Here is a 14,015-nt window from a genome sequence, read left to right on the forward strand (position 1 = left end):
TTCTCGCGTTGCGCGCGCGAGCGCTTGGTGCCGCTGGCGCGGGGCTCGGGGCGTGGCCGCCTCCTTCGCCGCACGAGCGGACGTTGAACGCCGGGGCGGCGGCACCGGCTCGTTCACCTCACCGGCCGTTGTTCCTGGCGGTGCCGTCCTGCCGCGAGTCGTTTCCGGCGCCGGCGGTGCGGGTGTTGAACGCCGGGCCGTCTCCCGCCTGTTCACCCCGTCTGTCCGCTGATCCGCCCCGGCGGGGCGCCCCTGGCGGGGCCGTTCTGCGGCGGGGCGTCCGTGTCGCCGGGCGCGTGGGCGTTGAACGCCGGGGGCATCCGCCCGTTCGCCTCACCGGCGCGGCTGTTTCCGGCACAGCGGCCCTGCCGCAGCCGCTTCCGCTCCTGGGCGAGGTTGCCCCGGTGTCGCCGCGCCGGGCGCGCGAGCGTTGAACGCCGGGGCGCGGTCCCTCCGTTCATCCCAGCGGCCCCCGGCGGGGGCCGCTCTCCGTTCACCCCGGGCGGCCCGCGCGACCCCTGCGCTCGGCGCGTGGCTCGAGTGCCGACGGGCGCAGAGCCCGTTCACCGCACCGGCCCTCGGCGGACCCGGCCCCCGGTCACCCCGGCGGAGCCACCCTCGGCGGGGCCGCCGTCCCCTTCACCGAGCCGAGCCACAGCAGGTCCCGCGCGCGGGTCATCGCCACGAACAGCTGGCCGCGTGCCAGCTCCGCCCGTTCGCGGTCGGCGTCCGACGGCTCGCCGTCCCCCGCCGGGACGGTTCCCTCGTCGTGGTGCGGCAGGAACACCCGCTTGAACTCCAACCCCTTCGCCCGCCGGTAGCTGCCCAGCTTCACCCCCGGAACGGCGCTCCCCGCGTACCCCTCCAGCGGGCAGACCGGCACCCCGGCCCGGGCCAGGAGCCGCTGGTAGTGGTCGATCGCCCGCTTCGACGCGCAGAGCAGCGCCGCGTCCGCCAACTCGTCCGGCGTCAACGCACGCAGCGCGTCCAGCAGTTCGCGGTCCTGCTCCCCGGGGCTCGGCGCCACCACGCGCACCACGGCGCCGTCCCGGTACTCCAGGTCCACCTCGCGGCGGCCGGGGGTCCGTTCCCCGTCGATGTCCTCGAACGTGTCGTCCGCCACCACCGCCATCGCCGCCCGCAGGATCTCGTGCCCGTTGCGGTAGTTGCGGCGCAGCACCTGCGCCCGGTCGCCCCTGATGTCCACGCCGGCCTCCGCCAGCCGGAACCCGCCCGGGTAGACCGCCTGTTGGCCGTCGCCCACCAGCAGCAGCCCGTTGGGCGCGTCGCCGACCAGCGCGTGCAGCAGCCGCACCCCGACCAGCGTCAGGTCCTGTACCTCGTCCACGACCACCGCCCGGTAGGGCCGTTCCCCTGCCGTGCCTGCCGTGCCTGCCGTGCCTGCCGCGCCGGCCGCCGGCGCGCCCCCGCGCACCCGCTCCAGCGCCATCGCCAGCACGTCGTTGAAGTCGTGCAGCCCACGCTCCGCGCGGCGCCGCTCGTACGCCTCGTACAGTTCCCAGACCGCCTCCCGGTCCGCCCGCCGCAGGGCGGTCCTGCGCCGGAGCCGGCGCACCGTCGCGTACTGCTCGAAGCCGGTCAGCCCGCGCCCCTTGATCACATGGTGGATCTCGTCCCGCCAGTACTGCGGCGAGCGGTCGATCTCCGGCAGCCGCCCGTGCCGCCCGACCTCGAACCACGCCTTGCCGAACGCCGCCTCCGCCGCGTCGCCCCGCAGGTTGACCGCGACGCCCCGCGCGCGCAGATACTCGCCGGCCCAGGCGTGCAGGCTGGAGAACTCCACCCGGTCGGCCACCGACGGCGCCAGCGTGCGCAGGAACGTCCGCTGCACCCGGGGCAGGTTGTTGGCGAACGTGACATAGAGCAGCCGCCCGTTCGTGGACCGCGCCAGCCGCGCCGCCCGGTGCAGCGCCACCACCGTCTTGCCGGTGCCGGCCGGGCCGCTGATCCGCGCCGGGCCGGCCCAGTCGCGCCGCACCAGCGACGCCTGGTCGGAGTGGAGGAACGTCATCCACCGCTCGATCGGCGCGGCCAGCGCGTCCGCCAGCGCCGCGTCCCGCACCGCCGCCACGTCGAACAGCCCGAGCGCCTCGTCCGCGCCCGCCGAGCCGACCGCCGGCCCGCCCGGCCCGCCCGGCCCGGGCGCCGCCGCGCGCCGCCGGGCCGGCTCCGAGACGGCGGCCGGCCGGTACGCGGGGAAGACCTCGGCCAGCCGCTCCGCCACCGCCCGCACCCGCGCCGGCGGCAGCCGCTTGCCCTGCCGCCACAGGTACGGCGCCAACTCCGCCTCGCCCAGCAGGTCGATCGGGCCGAGCCGCGCCGCGAACCGGTGCCCGGCGAACACCATCAACGGGCGCACCGCCACCGGCGACAGCCCCAGCGCGACCAGCGCGCCCTCGGCCACCCCGGTCACCCGCGCCAGCTTCCGCGCGTGCTCGTCCCTGGGCTGGCCGCCCGCCCACAGCGCGTCGCCGCGCACCTCGGGCGCGGCCCGCCAGTTCTTCACGTCCAGCACGAAGACGCCGCCCTGGCCGACCAGCAGCATGTCCACGTTGGCCGCCCTGGTGCCCGGCCAGCGCCGGTCAACGAGCAGCCGCCAGCCGCGCTCGGTGAACGCCAACAGCTGCGCGGCGACCCGCCGTTCGCCCTCGCTGGCCGCCTCCCAGCGGCGCGCCTCCGCGCCCGCCGCCCGCAACTGCTCCCGCAGCAACCGCTCCTGACGCCGGGCCTGTTGCGCCCGCCGCGCGGCCGAGTTCCCAGCGGCCATGGCCGAATCCCCTCCGTCGTGGCGCGAACCCTCCCCGTGGCGGGTCGATCCTACGACGCTGAGCGACCGAGGCACAGCGCACCGTCGCGGCCACGCCCGCCCGGGCTCAACGGCCCAGCGAGGTGCCCCCGTTCAGCAGCGCGGTCACCCGGTCCACCGTGCTCGCCTCGTCCGTGGCCAGCACCGTCGCCATCCCCAGCGCCTCGGCCGGCGCCAGGTTCGCAGCCAGGTCGTCCACGAACACGCACGCCGCGCCCGGCAGCCCGAGCCGTTCCACCACCCGCCGGTAGATCTCCGGCTCCGGCTTGGCCAGCCCCTCCCGCTCCGATATCACCGCCACGTCGAACAACTCCCACACCCCGAGCCGGCCGTACGGGTCGTAGGGGTCGAGGCCGAAGCTGTTGGAGAGCAACGCCACCGCGAGCCCGGACTCGCGCGCCCGCCGCGCCAGCGCCACCATCCGCGCCGCCGGCCGAACGCCGGCCCAGGCCCGCCCCATCAGGTCCTCGGCCGGCACCCCGAGCAGCGCGGCCATCCCCGCGTTCCACTCCTGTTGGGAGAGCCGCCCGGCCTCCAACTCCCGGTAGAGCAACCGCCCTTCGGGGTGTTCCTCCAGCGCGCGCCGCCAGGCGTCGGGCGGCAGCCCGTGCGCCGCGCACCACGCCGTCGTGGACTCCCGCACCCCGGTCGTCAGCACCCCGCCGAAGTCCAACACCAGCCCCCGGAACCGCCGCTCCACCACCACGCCTCGCCTCCCCTTCTCCGCGCGACCCGCGCCGCGTGCGCGCCGCCGTCCCCTCCTGCTCTACCCGCCCGGCGCGTAGCATCCCCGCCATGGGAACGAACAGCGGCGGCAGCCCCGCCCCGGGCCGGTGGTTCCCGCCCGACTGGCCCGACCGGATACGCGCCCTCGCCCGGGGCGAGCTGACGCCCGCGCCCGCCCGGCCGGCCGCCACCGTGCTGCTGCTGCGCGACGGGGACGCCGGCCTTGAGGTGTTCCTGCTGCGCCGCCGCCGCTCCATGGCGTTCGCCGGCGGCGCCCACGCCTACCCCGGCGGCGCCGTCGACCCGCGCGACGGCACCCCCGAGGCCGAGGCCGACGCCCGGGCACCGCTCCCCGCCAACGCCGTCGTCCTCGCCGCGCTCCGCGAACTCTTCGAGGAGGCCGGCGTGTTGCTCGCCGGCCCCGACCCCGGCGGCCTGGTCGCCGACGTCACCGGCGAGGACTGGGAGGCCGACCGCCGCGCCCTGGTCGCCCGCGAGCTGTCGTTCAGCGCGTTCCTCGCCCGCCGCGCCCTGCTGCCGCGCGGCGACCTGCTGCGGCCCTGGGCGCGGTGGATCACCCCGGAGTTCGAGAGCCGGCGCTACGACACCTGGTTCTTCGCCGCCGCGCTGCCGCCCGGGCAGCGCGGCCGGAACGCGTCCACCGAGGCCGACCACGTCGCCTGGCTCTCCCCGGCCGAGGCCCTCGCCGGCTACCAGCGGGGCGAACGGGCGATGATGCCGCCCACCGTCGCCACCCTGCGCCAGCTCCTGCCGCACCGCACCACCGCCGAGGCGCTCGCCGGCGCCGCCGGCAACGACCTGACACCGGTGATCGCCCGCGCGACACTGGTCGACGACGAGGTCGTGCTGAGCTGGCCGGGACACCGCGAGTTCGAGCAGCGCGCACCCCGCACCCCGCACGTCAGGACAGGTTCAGGACAGCCGAGGAACGTGAGGGAACGTTGACCGGAGCCTCGACGCCCCCCGGGCGCCCCAGCGGAGCCGCCCCCAGCGGCCGGATCACCGAACGCGCCAGCTGCGTGCTGGCGCCCAACCCCTCCCCGATGACCCTGGACGGCACCAACACCTGGATCATCGCCGAACCCGACGCCACCGAGGCCGTCGTCGTCGACCCGGGCCCGCTCGACGAGGCCCACCTCACCGCCGTGCGCGACGCCGTCGCCGCTCAGGGCCGCCGCATCGCCCTGCTGCTGATCACCCACGGCCACGCCGACCACTCGGCGGGCGCCGCCCGCCTCGCCGAACTCACCGGCGCCCCGGTCCGCGCCCTCGACCCCGCGCTGCGGCTCGGCGACGAGGGACTCACCGACGGCGACGTCGTTACCACCGGCGGCCTCGAACTCCGCGTCGTCGCCACCCCGGGCCACACCCGCGACTCGTTCTCGTTCCATCTCCCGGCCGACGCCGCCCTGTTGACCGGCGACACCGTCCTGGGCCGGGGCACCACCGTGGTCGCCCACCCGGACGGCCAACTCGGCGCCTACCTGGACTCGCTGCGCCGGCTCCGTTCCCTCACCGAGGGCGACGCGGGCGCCCACACCGTCCTCCCCGGCCACGGCCCGGTCCTGGCCGACGCCCAGGGCGTCCTCGACCACTACCTCGCGCACCGCGCCGAACGCCTCGCCCAGGTCGAGGCGGCCGTCCAACGCGGCCTGACCACGGCGCCGCAGATCGTCGCCGAGGTCTACGCCGACGTTCCCCCCGCCGTCCGCTTCGCCGCCGAACTCTCCGTCCGCGCCCAACTCGACTACCTCACCGACCGCTGACCACCCCCGCCCGCCGCCCTACCTCCCGCGAGGGGGAGAGCTGCGAGGAGACAGTGGGCGGGGTGCGCGCGGCCGGCCCGGCGAGGCGCGAGACAACCTCAGGGTCTGCCGCCGAGGCCCGCTCCCCGGCCTCCTCGAACGGGACGACCCGCCCGAGCGGGCGACCGCGCTCCTGACGCACATCCGGGAGGAGACCGTCCGACCCGACTGGGAACGCCGGCGGCGCGTCCTCCAGGCCGACCTGGTCGCCAAAACCGACCGTGTCGGCCGGGGCGGCTGGGCGGCGGTGCTCAACTCGCTGAGCCCGGGCGCCCGTTGGCTCGGCGAGAGCCGATACCAGGTCAACCGGAACGCGTACCCGCCACGGGAGGTCGCCGCCGATGCCGACCTGTTCTTCATACCGGCCACGCCGAGGACCAGTTGGGTCTCCCGTCGTCCACCCTGCCTCGGGGCGCTCGCCGAGGACCACGCCCGCCGGCCGGCCCCGGCCGCCCTCGGCGCCGTTCGCCAACCACCCGGCACCGCCGGCCCGCGCAGCGCGGCCACTCAGCGGGCGCCCCGCCCCGCGACGGCGTCGCGACACCGAGCGCCGGGCCGCGCAGCGGCCTCGGCGCTCTCCCCGAAACGCCAGCGCGTAGCGGCCCGCGTTAACGAGACCTGCGAGCCAACCGTTCGATATCCAGGAGGATCACCGCGCGCGCCTCAAGGCGCAGCCAACCGCGCGCCGCGAAGTCGGCCAGCGCCTTGTTGACCGTCTCCCGCGAGGCGCCGACCAGTTGGGCCAGCTCCTCCTGGGTCAGGTCGTGCACCACGTGGATGCCCTCCTCCGACTGCACACCGAAGCGCCGCGAGAGATCCAGCAGCGCCTTGGCCACCCGGCCGGGCACATCGGAGAAGACCAGGTCGGACATGCTGTCGTTGGTGCGCCGCAGCCGGCGGGCCACCGCGCGCAGCAGTGCCGCGGCGACCTCGGGGCGGGCGCTGAGCCACGGCTGGAGGTCCCCGTGGCCGAGGCCCAGCAGCCGGACCTCCGTGACGGCGGTCGCGGTGGCGGTGCGCGGGCCCGGGTCGAAGAGCGACAGCTCGCCGATCAGCTCGCCGGGGCCGAGGACGGCCAGCATGTTCTCCCGGCCGTCGGGCGAGGTGCGGTGCAGCTTCACCTTGCCCTCGGTGACGACATAGAGCCGGTCGCCCGGGTCCCCCTCGTGGAAGAGGGTGTCGCCACGGGCGAGCGTGGCCTCGGTCATGGAAGCGCGCAGCTCGGCGGCCTGCTCGTCGTCGAGTGCCGCGAAGAGCGGGGCACGCCGCAGTACGTCGTCCACGGGTTCCTCTCCTTGTCGGCCGCGAGGGCCGGTGGTCTCCAGCCCCCCGGCCGGAACCCGGGGGACGCTTTGACCCTCTCATCATGCCGGATGTCCCGGCCTGGCCAGCGGGTACAAGTCTGACGCACCGGTGCGTACCGGCCCACGGCAGGGCCCCGTTCGGTGGGTGAATTCGCCGGGGGAAGGGCGAATGTCAGCCCGCCCGTTTACGCTGGCCGAGTGGCCAGCGGGCGCGGGGCGCGCGTGCGGTGGCGTGGGAGAAAGTGAGGGCCACCCGGGTGAACGCACGTCAGGATTCCGCTCAGGGCGAACGGGCCGGGGCCGGGCGGGTGAGCCCGTCGCGGGCCGGCCGCCCCGCCGCCGGGGCGGCGGGCGAGAGCCGGCTGGCCATGGTGCGCCGGGCGCGGAAGATCTACCGGGCCCTCGGCGAGGTCTACTACTACGCCCACCCCGAGCTGGACTTCGAGAACCCGTTCCAGCTGCTGGTCGCCACCGTGCTCTCCGCCCAGACCACCGACCTGCGGGTCAACCAGACCACCCCCAAGCTCTTCGCCGCCTACCCCACCCCCGAGGACCTGGCGGCGGCCGACCCGGCGGTGCTGGAGGAGCTGATCCGCCCGACGGGCTTCTTCCGTAACAAGGCCAGGTCCCTGATCGGGCTCTCCACCGAGCTGCGCGACCGCTTCGACGGCGAGGTCCCCGGCCGCCTGGAGGATCTGGTGACCCTCCCGGGCGTGGGACGCAAGACGGCCCATGTCGTGTTGGGGAACGCCTTCGACCGCCCGGGCATCACCGTGGACACGCACTTCCAGCGGCTGGTCCGCCGCTGGCGGTGGACCGAGCAGGAGGACCCGGTGAAGATCGAGGCCGAAGTGGCCGAGATCTTTCCCCGGAAGGACTGGACGACCCTCTCGCACCGGGTGATCTTCCACGGCCGCCGCATCTGCCACGCGCGGAAGCCGGCCTGCGGCGCCTGCCCGATCGCCCACCTCTGCCCGGCGTACGGCGAGGGCGAGACCGACCCGGAGAAGGCGCGCGCGCTGCTCAAGTACGAGATGGGCGGCCAGCCGGGGCAGCGGCTGAAGCCCCCGTCCGACTACCCGGGCCGCCCCGCCCCTCCCCTGGGCGCCCGCGCGGACGGCTGACGACGCGCCGCCCCGGCCGGCCCCGCCGGAAGCGCCCGCACCGTCCGGCCGCCCCGCACCACCGACCTCCGCCCAGGGAGCCATCCTGAAGATGACCAGCCCGCATGACGCCGATCCCGGCCCGAGCGCCGCCGAGGCCCGTCGGGACCCCACCTCGCACGCGGCGGACCCCAACGGCCGCCAGGACCCGGCGCGTTCGGCACCCTCGGCCAGCACCAGCACCAGCACCAGCACCAGCACCGGCGCGAGGCCGGCGGGCGCCGGCGCCCAGCGGCCGGCGGGCCCGGCCGCCCCTGAGGACCTTCCCGGCTGGCTGCGCCCGCTCGCCACGGCGGCCCGCACCATCGAGCCCGCCCAGCTCAGCGACATCCTGCCGCCGCCCGCCGGCGGCCGCCCCTCCGCCGTGCTGGTCCTCTTCGGCGAGGGCGGCAGCGGCCCCGAGCTGCTGCTGCTGGAACGCGCCAGCAGCCTGCGCCAACACGCCGGGCAGGCCTCATTCCCCGGCGGCGCGTTGGACCCGGAGGACGGCGACCCGGAGGGCGCCGGGCCCTGGCGGGCCGCGCTGCGCGAGGCCGAGGAGGAGACCGGCCTCGACCCGGCGGGGGTGCGGATCTTCGCAACGCTGCCCCGGCTCTACATCCCGGTCAGCCGCTTCGTGGTCTCCCCGGTGCTGGCCTGGTGGCGCAAGCCCACCCCGGTCGCCCCGCAGGACCCGGCCGAGACCGCCCGCGTCTTCACCGTGCCCCTCGCCGAGCTGGCCGACCCCGACCGCCGGGGCACCGCGCTCCACCCCAGCGGCTTCCGTAGCCCCTGCTTCGACGTCGCCGACACCCTGGTCTGGGGCTTCACCGCCGGCGTGATCGACCGGCTGCTGCACTACGGCGGTTGGGAACGCCCCTGGGACACCGAACGGCTGCTCCCGTTGGACCACTCGGCGTGAGCCGCCCCCGGCCGCGTGAGAACGTGACCGGGTGAACGTCCTCGACGTCGCGCTGCTGCTGGGCGCCGGCTCGCTCGCGGTGGTCGGCTACCGCAGGGGGCTGCTCCTCGGCCTCTGCTCCGCGGTCGGGCTGCTGCTCGGCGCCCTGTTCGCCGCCCGCGCCCTCCCGCTGCTGTGGCCCGGCGGGATCGGCGCGGCGGGAGCCACCGTCGGCCTGCTGCTGGTCGGTTCGGCCGCCGTCCTCGGCCAGGCGCTCGCCACCCTGCTCGGCGTCCGGCTGCGGGCGCTCGTCACCTGGCCGCCGGCCCGCGCCCTCGACGCCGCCGGCGGCGCCCTGATCCACGCGCTGGCGCTGCTGCTGGTCGCCTGGCTGCTCGGCTCGGCCCTCACGATGGTCACCTCGGGCGCGCTCGGCCGCGAACTCCGTTCCTCCCGCGTCCTGTTCGGCGTCTCCCGGGCGCTGCCCGCCGACGCCGACTCCTGGGCGGGGGAGCTGAGCACCCTGCTGGCGCCCGACGGGCCGCGCGGCCTGGCCGCCCCCATCGGCACCGAACCCGTCACCCGGGTCCCGCCGCCCGACCCCGAACTGGTCGACGCGCCCGCGCTGCGCGAGGCGTGGCGCTCGGTGGTCCGGATCGAGGGCTCGGCGCCCGGCTGCGGGCGCACCCTCGAAGGCACCGGCTTCGTGTTCGCGAACGGGAAGGTGCTGACCAACGCGCATGTCGTCGGCGGGGTCGGCGCGCCGCTGGTGCGGATCGGCGGCCTGGGGGAGTCGTTCCCCGGCAGCGTGGTGCTCTTCGACCCGGCGCGCGACATCGCCGTGCTGGACGTGCCGGGACTGCCGGCGCCGGCCCTCCCGTTCAGCGGGCACGACGCGGTCTCCGGGGACGGCGCCGTCGTCGTCGGGTTCCCGGAGAGCGGGCCCTACCAGGCCGTGCCGGCCCGCGTCCGGGACCGCTACCGGGCGCGGGGCCCGGACATCTACCGCACCGACACCGTCAGTCGGGACGTGTACTCCCTCCACACCACCATTCGCCCGGGCAACTCCGGCGGCCCGCTGCTGTCACCGCGCGGCGAGGTGCTCGGCGTGGTCTTCGCCCGTTCCCTCGACGAGGGCAGCACGGGGTACGCGCTGACCCTGGACGAGGTCAGGGAGGTGGCCGCCCGAGGGCTCGCCGCGGAGCGGCCGGTGCACACCGGGCGCTGCGCGCCGGCATGACGGCCGTCCGTACCGCGTGGGGGTGTGGTGCGAGAAGGGAGCGAGGTTTGGCGCGGAGCGCGTGGGGCTCAGCCGCGCGGATGCCGCAGGCGCACGCTCACCCAGCGCGCACGGCGGCGGAGGATATCGGGAAATCTGATCGCCGAGTCGGGCAACGGGCCCCCCGGGAAGCCGCGAGCGGCGCCTCGCGTCCGGGTGGCGGCCCCATTGCCGCTTGGTTCACGTGCCACGTCACGGGATTCGTGCGTCCAGCCCATAACACGTCCCTGCCCGGGGTCCAAGGTCAGTAACCTCAAGTGCGCGAAGTCCGTCGGCCTATGCGCCTGGCAGTTGCCAACCGGGCCGACCCGGCCGACGCTCCGTCAACCCGCGCCCGCCGCTCACCGTCGGCAACGGTGACGGGCCGTGACTGGATGGCGGGCGAACGAACGCCCAGCGCTCAGCGGTCGGGCTCCGGGTCCCGCAGCCAGTCGATCAGCTCGGTGCTGAACGCGGCCGGGTCCTCCTCGTGCGGGAAGTGCCCCAGCCCGTCGAACAGCCGCCAGCGGTACGGCGCCTCGACATACTCGCCGGAGCCGGCCGAACTGCGGGTGCGCAGCACCGGATCGAGCGAACCGTGCAGGTGCAGCGTGGGCACCAGCACCGGCCGCTTCATCCGCCGGTTGAACTGGATGCCGTCCGGCCGGGCGATGGACCGCACCAGCCAGCGGTAGGGCTCGACGGCGCAGTGCGCCGTCGACGGCACACACATCGCCTGCTGATACACCAGCACATCGGCGGGCTCCGGCTGACGCGGCCCGGACCAGTCGCGGAGCAGCCGCCCCACCAGCGCGCCGTCGTCGGCGACCAGCTGCCGCTCCGGCAGCCAGGGCCGCTGGAACCCCCAGACATAGCGGCTGGCCGCCGTCTGCCTCGGGTCGCGCAGCAGCGCCGCCCGCCAACTCCTCGGGTGCGGCATCGAGGAGACCGCCAGCCGCCGCACCAGCTTGGGCCGCATCACGGCGGCCGTCCACGCCAGATAGCCGCCCAGGTCGTGGCCGACCAGCGCGGCATCCGGCTCGCCCAGGGAACGGATCACCCCGGTGACGTCGAGCGCCAGGTTCGCCGGGTCATAGCCGCGCGGGGTGCGGTCGCTGCCGCCGATCCCCCGCAGGTCCATGGCCACGGCCCGGAACCCCGCGTCCGCCAGGGCCGTCAACTGGTGCCGCCAGGTCCACCAGAACTGGGGGAACCCGTGCAGCAACAGGACCAGCGGCCCCTCGCCCGCCTCGACGATATGGAACCGTGCGCCGTTGGCCGCGACATCGCGATGCGTCCACGGGCCCTCCTGGAGGACGACCGAGGACCGCATCCCTGAGCTGTCGGCGTTGTTCATGCGGAGGAGCCGGCGTGATCGCCGGCCACCGCGCGCTCGTGCTGCGCGCTCCCGTTCGGGGCGTTCTCGCGCGGGCGCGGCTTGGCGTGGGAGAGGAGGGTCGCGGACTCCTTGGCGGAACGGATCGACCGCTCCGGCGGCGAGATCTTCCCCAGCTTCCGCTTCGCCCACAGCGCCAGGGCCAGCGCCAGCACCAGATAGAGGCCGGCGACGATCACGCAGGCGACCGCCAGCGGGAGGTCCCACCAGTTCCGCAGCCAGAACGCGAGCGCGAAGCTCAACAGTGGCACGGCGAAAACGACAAGACCGGCCGCGATCACACCCGCGACGCTCCCGAACAGGGCACGTTTGACGTCCTGTCGGATCTCCGCCTTGGCGAGGGCGATCTCGTCGTGCACCAGACCGGACAGTTCGCTGGTCGCCGACGCGACCAACTCTCCGAGGCTGCGCCCCTCGTCGGCTGCGCTCATCGCGTTCTCACTTTCTCTCCTGGCGTGGTTGCGGTAGGTGCACGTGACAGTAGTGCTGCCTGGGCGGTGCGCCCGTCGCGACACCTCGTCGCCCTTGGGAGGGATGCCACAGATGGTATAGGGGCGCCCGATCAACGATCGGGCGCCCCTGAATGCTCCCACCGCCGCCGGGCGCCGGGCTCGGTTCTGCTACCGCCTCAGTCCTCCGAGGGCGCGGAGGGCAGCTTGGTCTGGATCAGGTCCATCACCGCCGGGTCGGTGAGCGTGGTGACATCGCCCAGCTCGCGGTTCTCCGCGACATCCCTCAGCAGCCGGCGCATGATCTTGCCGGAGCGGGTCTTGGGCAGCTCCTCCACCGCGAGAATCCGCTTCGGCTTGGCGATCGGCCCCAACTCCTTCGAGACATGCGCCCGCAGCTCCTCGACCAGCCCCTCCTCCTGCGGCGCCCCGCCGCGCAGGATGACGAACGCGCAGATCGCCTGCGTCGTCTGCGGATCGGTGGCCCCGACCACGGCCGCCTCGGCGATCCGGGGGTGGCTCACCAGCGCGGACTCCACCTCGGTGGTCGAGATGTTGTGGCCGGAGACCAGCATCACGTCGTCGACCCGGCCCAGCAGCCAGATGTCGCCGTCCTCGTCCTTCTTGGCACCGTCCCCGGCGAAGTACCGGCCCTCGAACCGGGACCAGTAGGTGTCGAGGAACCGCTGGTCGTCGCCCCAGATCGTGCGCAGCATCGACGGCCACGGCTCGGTCAACGTCAGATAGCCGCCGGAGCCGTTGGCCACCTCGTTCCCGTCGTCGTCCACCACCGTGGCGCTGATCCCGGGCAGCGGGGTCTGCGCCGAACCCGGCTTGGCCAACGTCACCCCCGGCAGCGGGCTGATCATCATCGCCCCGGTCTCGGTCTGCCACCAGGTGTCGACCACGGGGGTCCGGTCCCCGCCGATGTGCTTGCGGTACCAGATCCACGCCTCGGGGTTGATCGGCTCCCCGACCGAGCCCAGGATGCGCAGGCTGGACAGGTCGAACCGGGCCGGGATGTCGTCGCCCCACTTCATACAGGTGCGGATCGCGGTGGGCGCGGTGTACAGCAGGGTGACGCCGTACTTCTCGACGATCTCCCACCAGCGGCCGTTGTGCGGGGTGTTGGGGGTGCCCTCGTAGAGCACCTCGGTGGCGCCGTTGGCCAGCGGGCCGTAGACGATGTAGGAGTGGCCGGTGACCCAGCCGATGTCGGCGGTGCACCAGTAGACGTCGGTCTCCGGCTTGAGGTCGAAGACCGCGTGGTGGGTGTAGGCGACCTGGGTGAGGTAGCCGCCGGTGGTGTGCAGGATGCCCTTCGGCTTCCCGGTGGTGCCCGAGGTGTAGAGGATGAAGAGCGGGTGCTCGGCGTCGAACGCCTCGGGGGTGTGCTCCGTCGACTGCCGGCCGACCGCCTCGTGCCACCACACGTCGCGGCCCGACGTCCACGGAATGTCCTGCCCGGTGCGGCGCACCACCAGCACGTTGCGCACGTTGGCCGCGCCCGGCCGGGTCAGGGCCTCGTCCACGGCCGGCTTGAGCGCGGACGGCGCGCCCCTGCGGTAGCCGCCGTCGGCGGTGATCACCACGCGGGCGTCCGCGTCCTCGATGCGGGTGGCCAACGCGTCGGCGGAGAACGCGCCGAAGACCACCGAGTGCGGGGCGCCGATCCGGGCGCAGGCCAGCATCGCGATCACGGCCTCGGGGATCATCGGCATGTAGATCGCCACCCGGTCGCCCGTCGCCACCCCCAACTCGCCCAGCGCGTTGGCCGCCTGGGAGACCTCGCGCTGCAACTCGGCATAGGTGATCGCCCGGGAGTCGCCCGGCTCGCCCTCGAAGTGGATGGCCACCCGATCGCCGTTGCCGGCCTCGACATGGCGGTCCACGCAGTTGTAGGCGACGTTCAGCCTGCCGTCGGCGAACCACTTGGCGAAGGGGGGATTGGACCAGTCCAGCGTCTCGGTCGGCTCCCGCTCCCAACTCAGCCGACGAGCCTGCTCCGCCCAGTAACCCAGCCGGTCCTCGGCCGCCGCCTCGTAGGCTGCGGCGGTCACATTGGCTCCCGCCACCACCTCGGCCGGGGGTGCGAACCTCCGGGTTTCCGTCATGAGGTTGGCCAGGCTCTCGTTACTCACAACGCCTCCTTGTTCGCCCCGCCACGCTGAGCGGTCGCTGTCACC

General features: G+C 74.9%; 11 protein-coding genes. 5 read left to right on the top strand and 6 right to left on the bottom strand.

The window, feature by feature from the left end; genetic code table 11:
- Positions 1-598: 598 nt before the first annotated feature.
- Positions 599-2,788 carry a nuclease-related domain-containing DEAD/DEAH box helicase gene (locus FH609_RS18855; RefSeq protein WP_139669576.1) on the bottom strand — a complete coding sequence of 730 codons (2,190 nt, stop codon included), beginning with the start codon at positions 2,786-2,788 and terminating at the stop codon, positions 599-601.
- 106 nt (positions 2,789-2,894) lie between these two features.
- Positions 2,895-3,527 carry an HAD family hydrolase gene (locus tag FH609_RS18860; protein WP_139669884.1) on the bottom strand — a complete coding sequence of 211 codons (633 nt, stop codon included), beginning with the start codon at positions 3,525-3,527 and terminating at the stop codon, positions 2,895-2,897.
- Between the two features lie 95 nt (positions 3,528-3,622).
- Between FH609_RS18860 and FH609_RS18865 the strand changes: the two genes are divergently transcribed.
- Together FH609_RS18865 and FH609_RS18870 are read left to right on the top strand one after the other, a co-directional pair.
- Positions 3,623-4,519 carry an NUDIX hydrolase gene (locus FH609_RS18865; protein ID WP_139669577.1) on the top strand — a complete coding sequence of 299 codons (897 nt, stop codon included), beginning with the start codon at positions 3,623-3,625 and terminating at the stop codon, positions 4,517-4,519.
- Positions 4,516-5,340 (top strand): MBL fold metallo-hydrolase, encoded by an 825-nt coding sequence (locus tag FH609_RS18870; RefSeq protein ID WP_139669579.1) that lies wholly within the window; start codon positions 4,516-4,518, stop codon positions 5,338-5,340. Before FH609_RS18865 ends, FH609_RS18870 begins: the two co-directional genes overlap by 4 nt.
- 647 nt (positions 5,341-5,987) lie before the next feature.
- Here FH609_RS18870 and FH609_RS18880 read toward each other — a convergent pair.
- Complete coding sequence (locus FH609_RS18880; protein ID WP_122184417.1) at positions 5,988-6,662, bottom strand: Crp/Fnr family transcriptional regulator; 675 nt, start codon at positions 6,660-6,662, stop codon at positions 5,988-5,990.
- A 389-nt stretch (positions 6,663-7,051) separates the two neighbouring features.
- On the opposite strand from FH609_RS18880, the gene nth reads away from it, so the two are divergent.
- From nth to FH609_RS18895, 3 genes are all read left to right on the top strand, one after another.
- Complete coding sequence (nth, locus tag FH609_RS18885; protein WP_139669886.1) at positions 7,052-7,807, top strand: endonuclease III; 756 nt, start codon at positions 7,052-7,054, stop codon at positions 7,805-7,807.
- A 313-nt stretch (positions 7,808-8,120) separates the two neighbouring features.
- Positions 8,121-8,747 (top strand): NUDIX hydrolase, encoded by a 627-nt coding sequence (locus FH609_RS18890; RefSeq protein WP_226961820.1) that lies wholly within the window; start codon positions 8,121-8,123, stop codon positions 8,745-8,747.
- A gap of 31 nt (positions 8,748-8,778) precedes the next feature.
- Entirely contained in the window at positions 8,779-9,966 is a 1,188-nt protein-coding gene (locus tag FH609_RS18895) for a MarP family serine protease (RefSeq protein ID WP_139669583.1), read from the top strand.
- Positions 9,967-10,405: 439 nt separating this feature from the next.
- On the opposite strand, the gene FH609_RS18905 is transcribed toward FH609_RS18895, so the two are convergent.
- The 3 genes from FH609_RS18905 to acs all read right to left on the bottom strand — a co-directional run bounded on the left by FH609_RS18905 (position 10,406) and on the right by acs (position 13,970).
- Positions 10,406-11,341 (bottom strand): alpha/beta fold hydrolase, encoded by a 936-nt coding sequence (locus FH609_RS18905; protein ID WP_139669587.1) that lies wholly within the window; start codon positions 11,339-11,341, stop codon positions 10,406-10,408.
- Positions 11,338-11,811 carry a phage holin family protein gene (locus tag FH609_RS18910; RefSeq protein ID WP_139669589.1) on the bottom strand — a complete coding sequence of 158 codons (474 nt, stop codon included), beginning with the start codon at positions 11,809-11,811 and terminating at the stop codon, positions 11,338-11,340. The genes FH609_RS18905 and FH609_RS18910 overlap by 4 nt, the downstream gene beginning before the upstream one ends.
- A gap of 197 nt (positions 11,812-12,008) precedes the next feature.
- Complete coding sequence (gene acs, locus FH609_RS18915) at positions 12,009-13,970, bottom strand: acetate--CoA ligase (protein WP_139669592.1); 1,962 nt, start codon at positions 13,968-13,970, stop codon at positions 12,009-12,011.
- Between the last annotated feature and the right edge of the window lie 45 nt (positions 13,971-14,015).

The sequence above is a fragment of the Streptomyces sp. 3MP-14 genome, assembly GCF_006334905.2.
In the GTDB taxonomy this organism is placed as follows: Bacteria; Actinomycetota; Actinomycetes; order Streptomycetales; family Streptomycetaceae; genus Streptomyces; species Streptomyces triticirhizae.

Bases quoted from the DNA above. Each gene is read 5' to 3' on its own strand.
- FH609_RS18905 (WP_139669587.1), bottom strand. From the start codon at position 11,341: ATGAACAACGCCGACAGCTCAGGGATGCGGTCCTCGGTCGTCCTCCAG.
- FH609_RS18855 (WP_139669576.1), bottom strand. From the start codon at position 2,788: ATGGCCGCTGGGAACTCGGCCGCGCGGCGGGCGCAACAGGCCCGGCGT.
- FH609_RS18910 (WP_139669589.1), bottom strand. From the start codon at position 11,811: ATGAGCGCAGCCGACGAGGGGCGCAGCCTCGGAGAGTTGGTCGCGTCG.
- FH609_RS18865 (WP_139669577.1), top strand. From the start codon at position 3,623: ATGGGAACGAACAGCGGCGGCAGCCCCGCCCCGGGCCGGTGGTTCCCG.
- nth (WP_139669886.1), top strand. From the start codon at position 7,052: ATGGTGCGCCGGGCGCGGAAGATCTACCGGGCCCTCGGCGAGGTCTAC.